Annotated in this window: 12 protein-coding genes and 5 pseudogenes; 4 read left to right on the top strand and 13 right to left on the bottom strand. The window is 69.4% G+C overall.

Translation table 11 applies throughout. The features are described from left to right. Positions 1–37: 37 nt before the first annotated feature. On the top strand, positions 38–967 hold the full coding sequence (locus ACSJDS_RS06065) for an exopolyphosphatase (RefSeq protein WP_473032484.1): 930 nt from the start codon (positions 38–40) through the stop codon (positions 965–967). Positions 968–976: 9 nt separating this feature from the next. On the opposite strand, the gene ACSJDS_RS06060 is transcribed toward ACSJDS_RS06065, so the two are convergent. From ACSJDS_RS06060 to ACSJDS_RS06030, 7 genes and pseudogenes are all read right to left on the bottom strand, one after another. Next, entirely contained in the window at positions 977–2,119 is a 1,143-nt protein-coding gene (locus tag ACSJDS_RS06060; RefSeq protein ID WP_473032483.1) for a tRNA nucleotidyltransferase/poly(A) polymerase-related protein, read from the bottom strand. Positions 2,120–2,126: 7 nt separating this feature from the next. Further along, a complete protein-coding gene (locus tag ACSJDS_RS06055; protein ID WP_473032482.1) occupies positions 2,127–2,954 on the bottom strand; it encodes a symmetrical bis(5'-nucleosyl)-tetraphosphatase in 828 nt (275 codons plus the stop codon). Positions 2,955–2,997: 43 nt separating this feature from the next. Then, on the bottom strand, positions 2,998–3,396 hold the full coding sequence (apaG, locus tag ACSJDS_RS06050; protein ID WP_473032481.1) for a Co2+/Mg2+ efflux protein ApaG: 399 nt from the start codon (positions 3,394–3,396) through the stop codon (positions 2,998–3,000). Continuing rightward, positions 3,393–4,207 (bottom strand): annotated as a pseudogene (gene rsmA / locus ACSJDS_RS06045) (16S rRNA (adenine(1518)-N(6)/adenine(1519)-N(6))-dimethyltransferase RsmA). Before rsmA ends, apaG begins: the two are co-directional and overlap by 4 nt. A 196-nt stretch (positions 4,208–4,403) precedes the next feature. Further along, positions 4,404–5,434, bottom strand: a pseudogene (gene pdxA / locus ACSJDS_RS06040) (4-hydroxythreonine-4-phosphate dehydrogenase PdxA); the annotation flags it as partial. Next, a complete protein-coding gene (locus tag ACSJDS_RS06035) occupies positions 5,434–6,096 on the bottom strand; it encodes a SurA N-terminal domain-containing protein (protein ID WP_473032480.1) in 663 nt (220 codons plus the stop codon). The gene ACSJDS_RS06035 and the pseudogene pdxA, both read right to left, overlap by 1 nt. 50 nt (positions 6,097–6,146) lie before the next feature. Beyond that, positions 6,147–8,596: pseudogene (locus tag ACSJDS_RS06030) on the bottom strand (LPS-assembly protein LptD). 142 nt (positions 8,597–8,738) lie between these two features. Between ACSJDS_RS06030 and ACSJDS_RS06025 the strand changes: the two are divergent. The 3 genes and pseudogenes from ACSJDS_RS06025 to ACSJDS_RS06015 all read left to right on the top strand — a co-directional run bounded on the left by ACSJDS_RS06025 (position 8,739) and on the right by ACSJDS_RS06015 (position 11,117). Continuing rightward, positions 8,739–9,764 carry an aminoglycoside phosphotransferase family protein gene (locus ACSJDS_RS06025; protein ID WP_473032479.1) on the top strand — a complete coding sequence of 342 codons (1,026 nt, stop codon included), beginning with the start codon at positions 8,739–8,741 and terminating at the stop codon, positions 9,762–9,764. After that, positions 9,761–10,422: pseudogene (murU, locus tag ACSJDS_RS06020) on the top strand (N-acetylmuramate alpha-1-phosphate uridylyltransferase MurU). The gene ACSJDS_RS06025 and the pseudogene murU overlap by 4 nt, the downstream one beginning before the upstream one ends. A gap of 275 nt (positions 10,423–10,697) precedes the next feature. Next, positions 10,698–11,117: an OsmC family protein gene (locus ACSJDS_RS06015; protein ID WP_473032478.1), complete on the top strand. Its 420-nt coding sequence runs from the start codon at positions 10,698–10,700 to the stop codon at positions 11,115–11,117. 64 nt (positions 11,118–11,181) lie between these two features. Here the strand turns inward: ACSJDS_RS06015 and coq7 are convergent, their stop codons facing one another. From coq7 to phaR, 6 genes and pseudogenes are all read right to left on the bottom strand, one after another. Next, positions 11,182–11,826 (bottom strand): 2-polyprenyl-3-methyl-6-methoxy-1,4-benzoquinone monooxygenase, encoded by a 645-nt coding sequence (gene coq7 / locus ACSJDS_RS06010; RefSeq protein WP_473032477.1) that lies wholly within the window; start codon positions 11,824–11,826, stop codon positions 11,182–11,184. Positions 11,827–12,005: 179 nt separating this feature from the next. After that, a pseudogene (locus tag ACSJDS_RS06005) lies at positions 12,006–12,346 on the bottom strand (histidine triad nucleotide-binding protein). Between the two features lie 47 nt (positions 12,347–12,393). Beyond that, positions 12,394–13,266, bottom strand: coding sequence for a phosphoribulokinase (locus ACSJDS_RS06000; protein WP_473032476.1), 873 nt, complete (start codon positions 13,264–13,266; stop codon positions 12,394–12,396). Beyond that, on the bottom strand, positions 13,266–13,706 hold the full coding sequence (locus tag ACSJDS_RS05995) for an acyl-CoA thioesterase (protein ID WP_473032475.1): 441 nt from the start codon (positions 13,704–13,706) through the stop codon (positions 13,266–13,268). Before ACSJDS_RS05995 ends, ACSJDS_RS06000 begins: the two co-directional genes overlap by 1 nt. A gap of 46 nt (positions 13,707–13,752) precedes the next feature. Continuing rightward, the gene (gene purD, locus ACSJDS_RS05990; protein WP_473032474.1) at positions 13,753–15,048 is read right to left on the bottom strand and encodes a phosphoribosylamine--glycine ligase; all 1,296 of its coding nucleotides are present in this window, start codon (positions 15,046–15,048) and stop codon (positions 13,753–13,755) included. Positions 15,049–15,161: 113 nt separating this feature from the next. Next, the gene (phaR, locus tag ACSJDS_RS05985; protein WP_473032473.1) at positions 15,162–15,626 is read right to left on the bottom strand and encodes a polyhydroxyalkanoate synthesis repressor PhaR; all 465 of its coding nucleotides are present in this window, start codon (positions 15,624–15,626) and stop codon (positions 15,162–15,164) included. Between the last annotated feature and the right edge of the window lie 84 nt (positions 15,627–15,710).

The raw sequence follows: 15,710 nt of genomic DNA, 5'->3' as shown, positions 1-15,710 counted from the left end.
ACTCACGGCTGGCCCGCGGAATGAACAAGGAGAAGACATGACAGCCAAATTTCGTCTGGTGACGCGCAGCGACTTCGACGGCCTGGTCTGTGGCGCGCTGCTCAAGCACCTGGACATGATCGACGACATTCTCTTCGTCCACCCCAAGGACATGCAGGACGGCAAGGTGGCCATCGGCGAGCGCGACATCACCACCAACCTGCCCTACGTGCCCGGCTGCCATCTGGCCTTCGACCACCACCTCAGCGAAACCCTGCGCAACGAGCAGCGGGCCGACAACCACATCATCGACCCCGACGCCCCTTCCGCCGCTCGGGTGCTGTGGCGCCACTACGGCGGACACGACGCCTTCCCCGCACGCTGGGACGACATGATGGAGGCGGTCGACAAGGGCGATGCCGCCCAGTTCAGCAAGGACGAGATCCTCGATCCCCAGGGCTGGGTGCTGCTCAACTTCATCATGGATGCGCGCACCGGGCTCGGCCGCTTCCGCGATTTCCGCATCTCCAACTATCAGCTGATGATGAAGCTGATCGACTACTGCCGGGAGCACAGCATCGAGGAGATCCTCGAGCTGCCCGACGTCCGCGAGCGGATCGACCTCTACCGGGAGCACTACGACAAGGCCCGCGAACAGATCCGTCGCTGCGCCACGGTCCACGACAACCTGGTGGTGCTCGACCTGCGCGACGAGGAGACGATCTTCGCCACCAACCGCTTCGTCATCTATGCGCTCTATCCCGAGTGCAACATTTCCCTTCACGTGATGTGGGGACTCAAGAAGCAGAACACCGTCTTCGCCATCGGCAAGTCGATCCTCGACCGCTCCAGCAACACCAATGTCGGCGAACTGTGCCTGGCCTACGGCGGTGGCGGCCACCGCAATGCCGGCACCTGCCAGATCGCCAACGATGAGGCCGAGCAGCGACTGCAAGAGATCATCGCCAAGATCAACGCCGACGGCTAAGCGGGGGCGCTACCCCTCCAGGGCCTTGGCCAGCGCGGCGGCGATAGCCTCGCCGCGCCGCCGCGCCAGCTCTTCTCCCAGGGCGCGGCCGCGAAACCCTTCGTCCAGCAGCGCCCTGGGCGCAAGGGCCGCCGCGGCCTGCCAGCCCCGGGCTGCCGCTTTCGCGAGCACCGGCGCCTCCAGGGCCAGCAGCGCCAGCAGCGGTGGGATGCGCTCCGGGCGCCGCCAGGCGTCGACGCCGTCCAGCCAGGCCTGCACGGCATCGACGCTCGGCTCGGGGTGGCGCCAAAGCTCCCGGGTCAGCGCCGCCTGACGCCCCAGGTCGCCGTAGGTCCGGGGCAGGCGCAGCCGCTCGGCGATGGCCGCCCGCGCTCCCTCGTCGAGATGCTCCACCAGCCGCGCCCAGCGCCAGCGCCGCTCGCCGCTCAGGTCGGCCGGCATCCGCTCGAGCCGTGCCAGCGCCGCCGACAGCGCCTGCTCATCACCGGCCAGCTCGGGCAGCAGCACGGCCAGGGCACCGCACTCGTCCAGGCAGCGGAAGTAGACCGCAGGCTGCGGCTCGCCCAGGGCCTTCTCGGTTTCGGTCCAGACCCGCTCGGCCACCAGGTGAGAGAGTTCGCCACTCTCGGCCAGCTGGCGCATCAGCGCTTGGGTCTCCTCGGCGATGACGAAGCCGAGCCCGGCGTAGCGGGCCAGGAAGCGGGCGGTACGTAGCACCCGCAGCGGGTCCTCGACGAAGGCTGGCGAAACGTGGCGCAGCACCCTCGCCTTGAGGTCGGCCAGGCCGCCGTAGGGATCGACCAGCTCGCCCTCGGGGGTCTCGGCCATGGCGTTGATGGTCAGGTCGCGGCGGGCCAGGTCCTCCTCCAGGGTCACCTCCGGGCTGGCGTGAACCACGAAGCCGGTATAGCCGTGGCCAGACTTCCGCTCGGTGCGCGCCAGGGCGTACTCCTCATGGGTCATCGGGTGCAGAAACACCGGGAAATCGCGCCCCACCGGCTTGAAGCCGCGGCGGCGCATCGCCTCCGGCGTCGCCCCCACCACCACCCAGTCGGTGTCCTTGACCGGCCAGCCGAGGCGGGCATCGCGCACCGCCCCGCCCACCCGATAGACCTCGAGCCCTTCGATGCCGGGATCGCGACCGTCATCCATGGTGGCCTCAGCGCTTGCGGCGGCTGGGCACGCTGACCCGCTCGCCGCTGTCGAGGTTGAGGGCGGTCAGGCTGCCGCCCCAAACACAGCCGGTGTCCAGCGCCTCGGCGCGCACCCGGGCGCCGGGCAGCCCGCCCTCCAGCGCCGCCCAGTGGCCGAACAGCAGCCGGGCCGCATCATCGCGGGGATACTGGAACCAGGGCGCGAAGCCCTCGGGGGCGCTGTCGAGCCCCTCCTTGGCGGTGAAATCCAGGCAGCCCTGGGCATCGATGAAGCGCATGCGGGTCAGCACGTTGACGATGACCCGCAGTCGGTCCATGCCGTCGAGGTCGTCGTGCCAGCAGGCCGGGCGATTGCCGTACATCCGCTCGAGAAAGGCGCCACTGCGCTCACCGTCGAGCCTCGCCGCCACCTCCTCGGCCAGCGCCTCGGCACGCCCCACCGACCACTGCGGCAGCAGGCCGGCGTGGGTCATCACGGTATCACGCTGCGCCGCATCGCCTCGTCGCACCAGCAGCGGGCGCGACTGCAGCCAGTCGAGCAGCGCCTCGCGGTCCGGGGCGGCGAGGATGGCGTCCAGGGTGTCCTTGCGGTTGAGCGCGGCCCCGCCGCGGGCCACCGCCAGCAGGTGCAGGTCATGGTTGCCCAGCACCGTCAGGGCGGCCTCGCCCAGCGCGCGCACCTCGCGCAGGCAGGCCAGCGAGCCCGGCCCGCGGTTGATCAGGTCGCCGGCCAGCCACAGCCGGTCGCGGCGAGGGTCGAAGTCGAGCCGCTCGAGCAGTTCGACGAATTCGGCGTGGCAACCCTGGAGGTCGCCGATGGCGTAGGTGGTCATGGCCACTCCCTGTGCGATATAAAGGCGCGCCGGACGCTCCGCGTCAGTGGACCTGGTTGGGACCGGCCAGCCGGAAGGGCGGCACCGCCACCTCGAAGGGCCGCTGGCTGGCGGTGTCCACGCAGGTGTAGTCGCCCTCCATCACCCCCACCGGGCCGTCGAGAATCGCCCGGCTGGTGTAGCGGAAGGTCTGCCCGGGGCCGATCATCGGCTGCTGGCCCACGACCCCCTTGCCGCGCACTTCCTGCACCTTGCCGCTACCCTGGGTGATCTTCCAGTGACGCGCCAGCAGCTGCACGCTGCGCGGCGAGTGGTTATGAATGGTCACCGTGTAGCTGAACACATAGCGCGACTCGTCCGCCGAGGACTCCTCCTCGCGGAAGGCCGGCTCCACGTCGATGCGAATCTCGCCGGCATAAGGAGTCTCCGATGCCTGGGTCATGGGGTCGCCTCCGTCGCGGCCAGATGGTTGGCGATACGCACGAACTCTTCCACGTTCAGGGTCTGGGGGCGACGCGCGGGGTCGATCCCCAGGGCCTCGAGTGCAGCCCCGTCGACCAGCCCCTTGAGGTTGTTGCGCAGCGTCTTGCGCCGCTGCCCGAAGGCCTGGCGCACCAAGCGAAACAGCAGCGCCTCGTCCTCGGCCGGATGCGGCGGCTCGCCGTAGGGGGTCAGCCGCACGATGGCGGAGTCGACCTTGGGGCGTGGCACGAAGGCTTCCGGCGGCACCACGAACAGCGCATCCACGCGGCAGCGGTACTGAGCCATCACCGAGAGCCGCCCCAGTCGGCCCCGCCAGGGGCCGCCGCGAGCCGGTCGACCACCTCCTTCTGCAGCATGAAGTGCATGTCGGCGACGGCATCGCCCGCCTCGAGCAGGTGACCGATCAGCGGCGTGGAGATATTGTAGGGCAGGTTGCCCACCACGCGCAGCGGCTCGCCCGCGCCGCGCAGGGCGCGAAAATCAAACTTGAGGGCGTCGCCCTCGTGGATCACGAAGTCGGGGTGGTTGAAGAACTGCACCCGCAGCCCCGGTATCAGGTCGCGGTCGAGCTCGATCACCTCGAGGCGACCGCCGGCGGCCTCCAGCAGCGGCTCGGTGAGGGCGCCCTGGCCTGGGCCGATCTCCACCAGGCGGTCGTCGGGGCGCGGCGCGATGGCCCGCACGATGCGCGAGATGATGCCGGGGTCGCGCAGGAAGTTCTGGCCGAAGCGCTTACGGGCCCGGTGAACCGGGGGCGAGCTGCCATTCAGGGGTGTCCTTCTGTCTCTGTCTTGAGTGCGGTAGTGACTTCAATGCGGGGCTGATCTGGCGGCACGCCTGCGAGCGGGGCCGGCCTTCCGGAGGCGCTGTGAATACGTCCCTGTACGCTACCGACGCCATCCCTGGCGTAGGACCTCCTCTTTGGCTTGCCCCAGCGCCCCTCGCGTTGGTGCAAAAAGAACTTCCAGCCATCTCAGCGGCCAGGGCCACGGCCACGGCCAGGCTGCCGGGGTCGGCGCGGCCGCTGCCGGCCAGGTCCAGGGCGGTGCCGTGATCCACCGAAGTGCGCGGAAACGGCAGGCCCAGGGTGATATTGGCGGCGCGCCCGAAGCCGGCGTACTTGAGCACCGGCAGCCCCTGGTCGTGGTACATCGCCAGTACCGCGTCGACGCCGGCCAGGTGGCGCGGTGTGAACAGGGTATCCGCCGGCAGCGGCCCGTCAAGGTCGAGGCCCTCGTCGCGCAGCCCGGCCAGGCAGGGGCGATGATCTCGAGCTCTTCGCGCCCCAGGTGCCCGCCCTCGCCGGCGTGGGGATTGAGCCCGCAGACCGCGATGCGCGGCCGCTCGACGGCGAACCAGCGCCGCAGATCGGCGTGCAGAATGCGCAGGAGACGCGCCAGGCGCGGCGCGCGGATGGCATCGGCTACCTCACGCAGCGGCAGGTGCGTGGTGGCCAGCGCCACCCGCAGCGCCGAGCCGCCCTGCCAGTCGGGCGCGGCGGCGTGCAGGGCGCTGTCGGTGGCCAGCATCATCACAACCTCGTCGACGCCGCAGGCGTCGCGCAGGTACTCGGTATGCCCCGTGAAGCCGGCATGGCCGGCCTCCAGGATCACGCCCTTGTGCAGTGGCGCGGTGACCATGCCGGCGGCGTGACCGGCGCGACAGGCGGCCACCGCCACGTCGAGGGTCTCCAGCACGTAGTCGGCGTTGGCCGTGGCCAGTTCCCCCGCTCGGCTCGGCGCCCGCAACGCCACCGGCCACACCGGCAGCACCCCGGCGCGGGGCGCGGGCACCGGCTCGCCGGGCGAGAGCCGCGGCAGCGACAGATCGAGCCCCAGCAGGGCGGCGCGCTCGGCCAGCAGGGCCGGGTCGCCCACCGCGACCAGCCGTGCCGACGGCGGTGCGGCGGCCGCCAGCTTCAGCGCTAGCTCGGGGCCAACACCGGCGGGTTCACCGGTGGTCAGCGCCAGCACCGGCGCCTGGGCCGCATCGGCCATCAGCGCGCGGCCGACAGGCGATTGTCGATGAAGGCCTCGGCACGGATCTCCTGGATCCACGCCTCCAGGGCCTCGTTGGCCTTGCGCTGGAACACCGCCTGGCGCGCCTGCTCACGGCTGACCGCACCGCCCTGCTGTTCGATGAAGCGCTCGACCTCGCGCTCGCTGACGTTGACCCGGTTACCCACCTGGCGCTGCTGAAGCTCGTGCATCAGCATCTCGCGGCGAATCTCTTCACGCACGGAGGCGAGCGTCAGGCCGTCGGCCTCCAGGGCGTCGGCGAACTGCTCCAGGCTCATGCCGTTCTCTTCGGCGATGGCGCGCATCTGGCGATTGAGCTGAGTATCGTCCACCGAGAGCCCCGCCTCGGCGGCCTTCTGCAGCTGGATCTCCTCGAGGATCAGCCGTTCGAGGACCTGCTCGCGCATCACCGACTCCGGCGGCAGGTTCTGGGCCTGTTCGCCGGTCAGCTGGCTGCGCGCCTGCTCCAAGCGATCGCTGAGCTGGCTCTCCATGATCGCCTGCTGGTTGACCACCGCCACGATGCGGTCCAGCGACTGACGCTCCAGCGGCTGGAAGCTCTGCGCCTGGGCGCCGAGCGACAGGGCCCCGAGGCACAGCGCCAGGATGACGCCCAGGGTGGCGATTCGGGGAGTGCGCATGTCGTTCTTTCCTCTCATCATGTCTCTCGTTTGCCGACCACGCGGGTCGTTCAGAAGGCCGTGGCGCGGTAGCCCGGCACGGCCCGTTCGAAGTAGTCTCCGGCATCGCCGCCCACGCCGCCGAGGCCCTTCAGCACGAAGCGCAGGAAGATGCCGCGGTCGGTGGTGTCGTCTTCGACCCGGGCGGTGTCGTTGTCGTCGACCCACTCGCGCCAGACCAGCTGCAGACCATAGCAGCAGTCATTCCACTGCACACCCGCCAGCTGCTCGAGGAAGCGGTCGTTGGTGTAGTCGTAGAGGGCGCGGCCGATCAGGTCGATCCGCGGCGAGGTCTTCCAGGCAAACGACACATCATACTCTTCGCGGTTGAAGTCACGGAAGGCGTCGTCGCCGGGCTCGACCGACGGATCGAAGCCTTGGAGTTCCCAGCGGTACCCCAGGTTCAATACGTGGCCGGCGGGGGCACGGTACTGCAGGTCGAGGGAGGCGCGTTCGGTCTGCTCGAAGTGGTCGTCGTAGAGCCACTGCCAGCGGGTGCGCCAGCGCTCGGTCACCTGCCAGTCGGCGCGGGCGACCAGCGGTGAGCGGTCCCGGGTGGCACGGTACCAGCCCTGGAAGTCGTCATTCCGCGCCGGCACCGTGTCCGGATCCCCGTCCATGTCGATGCGCCGGTCGTCGAGGTAAAACGCCTGCCCCACGCCGACCGCCAGGCGCTCACGCCCGCGGTCATCTTCCAGCAGGCGCGAGTCGAGGCCCAGCGATAGGCGATTGAGATCCCCACCCGGTCGGCGCCGGAGAATCGGTACGGCGACCAGAGCCGCTCCCAGGAAAAGGCGCGCTCGCTGGTATCGAAGTCGGGAAACTCGGTTTGGTCGCGAGCCGGCACATAGGCGTAGTTGAAGCGCGGTTCCAGGGTCTGGCGATAGTCGCGCCCGCCCAGCGCCAGCTCGCGCTCGAAGACCAGGCCGCCGTCGAGGCTGCTCACCGGCAGCGTCCGGGAGAGCGAGGTGTCGCGGTCGGTCTCGCGCCGGCCGTAGTCCAGGGCGTAGCCGGTGTAGAGCCACTCGACCCGCGGCTCCAGGTGCCCCCAGCGCTCTTCGAAGCGCCAGCCGGTGGCCGGCGAGAGGTGCAGCCGGGTGCCAAGCGCCGCCTCCCGGTCACGGGGAATCGCGGTCTCATCCACGTCGCGCCAGAAATAGGTCAGGTTGGAGCGCCACTCCTGGTAGAGGCCACCCGGCTGCGACCAGCGCGCGTCGGCACTCAGGCTGGGCAGACGATAGAAGGGCTTGTCGCGGTCGCGCAGCGGATCGTCGAGGCGCTGGAAGCCCTGGGCCCGGGCGTCCAGTCGCCAGACATCGCCGCCGTAGTGGAGCCGGGCCAGACGGGAGAGGTTTGAGGGGCTGTCGCCGAAGACGCTGCCGAAGTCGTCGAAGTAGCGCCCGTCGCTGGCCGCCCCGTAGCGCAGCTGGTAGCCGGTGCGCTCATCGAAGCGCCCCTGGTGCCGGTAGTCGAGGTACCAGCGATCCTCCCCCTCGAAGCGCCGCGAGGGAGCGGCGGGGTCGTCGCTGGAGCCGCCGCCGTCGCGGGCCAGGTAGGCGCCCTCGATCTGCCCGGCGTCGGTGGGGAAGAGGTAGCGATATTCGCCGCCCAGCAGCAGGCCACGGTCGCTGATCCAGCGCGGGGTGATGGTGGCGTCGTGGTTGGGCGCGATATTCCAGTAGAACGGCTGGGCGTAGTCCAGGGCGCCACCGGAGACGCCGATCTCCGGCCACAGAAAGCCGGTATGGCGCCGGTCGTCGATGGGAAAACGCACCCAGGGCCAGTAGAAGACCGGCACCCGACCCAGCTCGAGCCGCGCATGGCGGGCGGTGCCGAAGCCGCTTTCGCGGTCGAGCACCACGTCGCCGCCGACCAGCCGCCACTGCTCGCTGCCCGGGTCGCAGGTGGTGAAATTCGCCGAGGTCAGGCGAAAGCGCCCGTCCTCCTGGCGCGCCAGGCGCAGCGCCTCGCCGCGCAGATGGCGGTCATGGATCACGTAGTGGGCAGCGTCGATACGCACGGCATCGCTGACCAGCGAGACCTCGGCGGCCTCGCCGCGCACCAGCAGATTCTGATCCCGCAGCGCCAGGGGGCCCTCGGCGAAGGCGCTTTCGCGGGCTGCCGGCACGCTGACGCGCGGCGATTCCAGCTGGCTGTCGCCGCGGCGCAGCACCACCTCGCCGCCGAGGATCGTCTCGCCGTCCTCGCCGTAGAAGGCGGTATCGGACTCGCTGCGCACCTGGCGCGGGTCGTCGGGGGCGGGCAGGCGATAGTCGGGCATCACGTAGACGCCGCGGCACAGCGCGTCCGCCGGCCGCTCGTCTCCCCAGGGGCGCCAGTCGAGACGCTCGGCCGGCATCGGCTCGGCCGCGGCCGGCGGCGCGCCGGCGCCCAGGCCCAGGGGGATCAGGCCGGAGGTGATCAGGCCGGCAAGGGCCATCCCTGAGTATCGCTTGCCCATGGTGCTCGCTGTCCTCGGCGAAGAGAGTCGGTATTATACAGATCGCATCCCGCCTGTCGTATGCGCCGCGGCCGCCGAGCCAGCATGCGGCGGCGTCCCACGGGCGTCAACCGCCGATGCCCGACACTCGCAAGGAGCCCGAATGACCGAGGCCGATTCTCCGACACGACTGAGCCAGCTGCGCCGCTGGGCGGCCGAGCGACACGGTCTCGCCGCCGATGCCCTGGACCTGCGGCTGGCCGCCGGCGACGCCAGCTTTCGTCGCTACTATCGACTGCGCCTACCCGACGGGACGACGCGCATGCTGATGGATGCGCCGCCCGAGCGGGAGGACAGCCGCCCCTTCGTCGCCATCGCCCGCCGCTGGCGCGCCGGCGGCCTGCCGGTGCCCGCCCTGCACGCCGAGGCGCTTGAGACGGGCTTTCTCGAGCTCGACGACCTGGGCGACACCCCCTTGCAGCACTGCTTTGACGGCGACGACCATCCCGCGACCCTGGCCTGGCACGAACGGGCCATCGCGCTGATCCATGCCCTGCAGAACCGCGCCTCGCCGGACGCGCTGCCGCCCTATGACGCCGCACTGCTCCAGCGCGAGCTGGACCTCTTTCCCAACTGGTGTCTGGACGAGTGGCTGGGGGTCGCCGCGCCCCCGGGCTGGGAGGCGCTGCGCGAGGCGCTGGTCGACTCGGCGCTGGCACAGCCGGTGGTCGCGGTGCATCGCGACTTCGACGCCATGAACCTGATGGTCCAGGATGACAGTCTCCATCTGATCGACTTCCAGGACGCGGTGGCCGGCCCGCTCAGCTACGACCTGATCTCGCTGCTCCGCGGCCGCTACTGCCGCTTCGCCGCCCCGCGCTTCGCCGCCTGGGTGGAGGCCTTCCGGCAGCGCGCCGCGGCAGAGGGCCGCCTGCCCTCGCGCACCGACCCGGCCGCCTTCCTGGCTCAGACCCAGGCCATGGCCGCCCAGCGCTCTCTCAAGGTGCTGGGCATCTTCTGCCGGCTGACCCTGCGCGACGGCCGCGACGGCTACCTGACCCGCCTCCCCCACTTCCTCGCCCACCTGGAGGACAGCCTGGCGGGGCTCGACGGCCACGAGGCCTTCAAGGCCTGGCTGGGGGAGACCTTCCGCCCCACCCTTGAGGCACGGCTGGAGCGCGGCGCGTGAAGGCGATGATCCTGGCCGCGGGGCTCGGCAAGCGCATGCGCCCGCTCACCGACCATTGTCCCAAGCCGCTGCTGCCGGTGGCGGGCAAGCCGCTGATCGTCCACCACCTGGCGCGGCTGCGCGAGGCGGGCATCGTGGAAGTGGTGATCAACGTGAGCTACCGGGCCGAGCAGATCGTGGACGCGCTGGGGGACGGCGCCGCATACGGGGTGCGCATCGCCTGGAGTCGCGAGGTGGCGCCGCTGGAAACCGGCGGCGGCATCCGCCAGGCGCTGCCGCTACTGGGGGAGGCGCCCTTCCTGCTGATCAACGGCGATGTCTGGTGCGACCTGGACCCGACCGCGCTTTCGCCGCTGGGCGACGACCTGGCCCGGCTGGCGCTGGTGGACAACCCCGGCCATCATCCCCAGGGCGACTTCCACCTCGACGCCCGGGGGCGGGTGCACGCCGAGGGCGAGCCGCGGCTGACCTTCGCCGGGGTCAGCCTGATGCGTCCCGAACTGGTGGCCGCGGAGCCCCCGGCGCCTTCGCCCTGGCCCCGCTGCTGCGCCGGGCCATGGCCGAGGGGCGCGTGAGCGGCCACCATCACCCTGGCCAGTGGGTCGACGTGGGCACCCCCGAGCGGCTGGCCGAGCTCGACCGGCGCCTGGGGGGCTGAGCCGAAGCTACCTCCGCCATCCCTGGTCCTCGGACCCCCTCTGCGGCCTGTCCCCGGCGCCTCTCGCTATGGCGCCTCTCGCTATGGGAAGCTGCGATACCCCTGTATGCTGGCCCACTTTACCCGACGATCAAAAAAGGAACCCTTGTCATGAAAGCCTCTGTGAAATGGACTGACGGTCGCCAATTCGTTGCCGGGGGTTGTAGAAAGCCGGAAGCGGCCACGGTGGCCGTCCTGGGTCAGCGCATCTAAACCAATCGGAAGGAGTTCAGCTCGTGAAAGCCTCAATCAAATGGACCGACGGTCGCCAATTCGTTGCCGAATCAGGAAGCGGCCACAGCGTGGTCATCGACGGCCCGCCCGACCACGGCGGCCGCAATACCGGGCCGCGCCCCATGGAGATGATGCTGATGGGCATGGGCGCCTGCGCCTCCTTCGACGTCATGGAGATCCTCGAGAAGGCCCGCGCCTCGGTGACCGACTGCGTGGCCCAGGTGGAGGCCGAGCGCGCCGATGCGGTGCCGGCGGTGTTCACCAGGATCCACGTCCACTTCACCGTGGCCGGCCGCGGCCTGAAGGAGGCCCAGGTCAAGCGGGCGGTGGCGCTCTCCGCCGAGAAATACTGCAGCGCCTCCATCATGCTCGCCCAGGGCGGCGTCGAGATTACCCACGCCTATACGATCCTGGAGGAGTAGGCGCTGACCGAGTGCCTATCGCCAGCGGCCCCGGGGCAAACGGCCGCTGGCTGCGTCGGTCCGATCAGACCCGATAGACGCTCTTGGTCATCACCTTGGACATCAGCGACATGCCGAACTTGACCGGGGCGGGAAAGCGGCTGCCCCCGGCCTCCAGCGCCAGCTGGGCATGGTGCGCCTCGTCGATGGCCATCTGCCGCAGCACCGCGCGGGAGCGGTGATCGGCGGCGGGCAGCCTGACCAGGTGATCCTCCAGGTGGTGGCCGACCTGCTCCTCGGTGGCGGCCACGAAGCCGAGGCTCACGCGATCGCCCACCGCGCCGGCCACGGCCCCCAGCCCGAACGAGGCGGCATAGAAGACCGGATTGAGCAGGCTGGTGCGCCCGCCGAGTTCCTGCAGGCGGTCGTCGCACCAGGCCAGGTGGTCGATCTCCTCCTGGGCCGCCTGCTCCATCTGGCCGCGCACCTCGGGCAGCTTGGCGGTCAGCCCCTGGCCCTGGTAGAGCGCCTGGGCGCACACCTCGCCGGTATGGTTGATGCGCATCAACCCTTCGGCATGGCGGCGCTCCTCCGGGGTCATGTCGTCATCGCGGATGTCCGGCGTCATCGGCGATGGCCGGGAGGAACGGGCCGCATGGGGCACCAGGGTGCGCAGTACGGTATCGAACTGATGGATCAGCGCGTCGGCGCGGCTCAGCTTGCGGTTCATGGCAACCCTTCTGGCAGGTCAGGTTCGGCGTCGGTTCCCCATTCTAGCCGAGTCGGGCACCGGTCAGAAGTTCCCGCCCGGCATGACGGCAACACCACCCTGAGCGGGTGGCGTTTCGGGGGTATGCACCTGATGCGTCGAACACCTTGACGCGCGCGATTGACACCGCAGGGCGCCAGCTAGCCAGCCGGCCAAGTAAAGCGTCGACCGCCCATCAGGTGCATATGAATATGATAGACCGTCTGTCCCCCTGGTCATTGCAGTTCATGACCACCCGGTAGCCCTCCTCGGCGAAGCCGCGCTCCTCGGCCAGCCGGGCAGCGATGAGCGGCAGCCGCCCGACCAGCGCCTGGTCATCCTCGCTGATATCGTTGAGGGTGGCGATATGACGCTTGGGAATGATCAGGATATGGGTCGGCGCCTGGGGATTGATGTCGTTGAAGGCGAGCACCTCGTCGTCCTCGTAGACGATATCGGCGGGAATCTCGCGGTTGACGATCTTGCAGAACAGACAATCCATGGGCATTCGCTCCTGTGGGAATGAAGATGGCGGCCGCCGCAGGCCGCTCAGCGAAAGCGGCGCTGGGCCAGCAGGTGGCGCACCAGCGGTGCCAGGATCAGCTCGATGGCCAGCGACATCCGCGCGCCCGGCACCACGAGCGTGTGGGGTCGGCTCATGAAGGAGTCCTTGATCATCGCCAGCAGCCAGGGAAAATCCACCGTGGCGGGGTCACGGAAACGGATCACTACGAAGGACTCGGCGTCGTTGGGAATATCCTGCACCTCGAAGGGGTTGGAGGTGTCCACCGTGGGCACCCGCTGGAAGTTGATGTGGGTGCGCGAGAACTGCGGCTGGATATAGCGCACGTAATCGTCCATGCGCCCGAGGATGGTGTCGATCACCGCCTCCTGGGAGTGGCCGCGCAGCTTGGTATCCCGGTCGATCTTCTGGATCCACTCCAGGTTCATGGTGGGCGCCACGCCCACCAGCAGATCCACGTGCCGGGCGATGTCGTAATCGGCGGTGACCAGGCCGCCATGCAGCCCCTCGTAGAAGAGCAGATCGGTGCCGCAGGGCAGGGCCTGCCACTCGGTGAAGGTGCCGACCCGATAGCCCGCCTCGATCATCTGCTTGTCTTCGGCATGGATATAGTGGCGATAGGTCCCGGTGCCATATTCGCCGTACTCCTGGAACAGCGCCTCGAGGCGGTCGAGCAGGTTGGCCTGCACGGCGAAGTGGGAGAGCTCGTCCTTGCGCTCGGGCTCATCACGGAAGATCCGCGCCAGTTCGTCGCGGGTATAGCGATGGAAGGCGTCGCCGTCGACGAAGGCGGCGTGCACGTCCTCGCGCAGGAACATCCGTTCGAAGGTCCGCTTCACCGTGGTGGTCCCGGCCCCGGACGAGCCGGTCACGGCGATGATCGGGTACTCGCGCGACATCAGGCGCTCCCCGCTCCGGCAATGGCCTGCTGCACGGCCTCGGGAATCGCCACCGGGCGCCCGATGGCCGGGTCGACCAACATCACGTTGAGCCGGGCGGTGGCCACGGGCTTGCCGCCCTCGGCGTGACACACCCGATGATAGACGACCAGCGCCTTGCCCTGCGGCGACGGGATGGCCGTCTCCACCACCAGCGCATCCGGCCAGCGGGCCTCGGACTGGTACTGCACGGCGAGATCGGCCACCACGCTGGGGAAGCCGCCCAGGTCCCATTCGGTGAGCCCGAGGGCCCCGAAGGCCTGGATGCGCGCCTCGTGGAGCAGCGACACCAGGGTGTCGTGACCCAGGTGGCGGCCATAGTTCATGTCGGTGATGCGCACCGACAACGGATGGCGGTGAATCACCGCCTGGGCGGGAAACTCGAGTCTGATGCGTTCCATCCTCGCTCCGTCTCGTTGTTGTTGGGGAGGGATTTGCCAGGCCGGATCAGTCGGCCCGGCGCTCGCGGGCAATGGCGCGATGGGCGATATCGCGGCGGTACTGGACCGCCTCCCAGGTGATGGCGTTCACCTCCTGGTAGGCCAGATCGCGCGCCGCCTCGACACCCTCGCCCAGTGCCGTGACGCACAGCACCCGACCGCCGGCGGTAACGATCTCGCCGCGGTCGTTCTCCGCCGTGCCGGCATGGAAGACCTTGCAGTCGCGGGACTCGGTGGCCTCGAGACCGCGGATGACATCGCCCTTGGGATAGCTGCCCGGATAGCCGCCGGCCGCCATCACCACGCCCACCGCAACCCGCGGGTCCCAGTCGCAGGTATGACCCGCCAGCTCGCCGCGCGCGCCGGCCAGACACAGCTCGGCCAGGTCCGACTGCAGCCGCATCATGATCGGCTGGGTCTCCGGGTCACCGAAGCGGCAGTTGTACTCGATGACCTTGGGGTTGCCCTCGGCATCGATCATCAAGCCGGCGTAGAGAAAGCCGGTGTAGGGGTGCCCCTCCTTGGCCATGCCGCGCACCGTGGGCAGGATCACCCGCTCCATGATGCGCTCGTGGACGCTCTCGGTGACCACCGGCGCCGGCGAATAGGCGCCCATGCCCCCGGTGTTGGGGCCGGCGTCGCCGTCCAGGGCCCGCTTGTGATCCTGGCTGGTGGCCATGGGCAGCACCGTCTCGCCGTCCACCATGACGATGAAGCTTGCCTCCTCGCCCTCCAGGAACTCCTCGATCACCACCCGCGCCCCGGCGTCGCCGAAGGCATTGGCCTCGAGCATGTCGCGCACCGCCGCCTCGGCCTCAGCGAGGGTCATGGCCACGATCACCCCCTTGCCGGCGGCCAGGCCATCGGCCTTGATGACGATGGGCGCCCCCTGCTCGGCGAGATACGCAAGCGCCGGCGCCACCTCGGTGAAGGTGCGATAGGCGGCGGTGGGAATCGCATGGCGGGCCAGGAAGTCCTTGGTGAACGACTTGGAGCCCTCGAGCTGGGCGGCCCCGGCGGAAGGACCGAAGATCGCCAGCCCCGCCTCCTGGAAGCGGTCGACCACGCCCGCGACCAGCGGGGCCTCGGGACCGACGATGGTGAGGTCGACGCGCTGCTCGCGAGCGAAGGCCACCAGGCCGTCGAGGTCGTCGACGCCGATGGCGACGTTCTCGAGCCCGGGCTCGCGGGCGCTGCCGGCATTGCCGGGGGCGACGAAGACGCGCTCGACGCGGGGCGACTGGGCGACCTTCCAGGCCAGGGCATGTTCGCGGCCACCGCCGCCGATGATCAGAACCTTCATCCGCTGTTCTACCTATAAAACGACTGGGAACGGGCACGACGCCTGCGCCCTGGGGACGCAGGCGAAAAATATCGCCGCATTATGTCAGAAAGACGCCGCCATCGCCGCCCCGGTCACGACGTCTTGGAGTCGTCATCGTCGTTGTTCTGGGGGCCTCCCTGACCGATGGTCTGCTGCCAGAAGCGCATGTTCTCCTCTGCCAGGTCGCGCATCAGCTCCATGGGCGAGTGGCGCATGGCCTGCTGCCACTGATCCTGCATGCGCTTCTGCTGCTCAAGCATCAGCCGCGTGCCCTGCTCCAGGTAGCGCGCCAGCGGCAGCGGCTGGGCCATGTCGTAGACGCGGATGAACTCCGCCAGCAGGTCGTTGGAGAAGACCTCCGCCTCGCCGTCGGCCTGCTCCTGCTCGATGATGATCGACAGCAGAATGGTCCGGGTCAGGTCCTCGCCGGACTTGGCGTCCTCGACGCGAAAAGGCTCCTGATCGAGGATCAGGCGACGCAGATCCTCCAGGGTCACATAGCGGCTCTGTTGGGTATCATAGAGCCTGCGGTTGGCATATTTGCGTATGACGCGCACGGCGGCACTCCTTGTTCATGGCAGGCAGCGTTGCCTTCATACTGCCATTGTGCACTGCGCCACCGCCCTTGCAACTCGAACCGA

Source organism: Halomonas sp. SL18_1 (genome assembly GCF_055755715.1).
The sequence above is the reverse complement of the archived record's forward strand: the minus strand, read 5'-3'. Positions and strand labels throughout refer to the sequence as shown.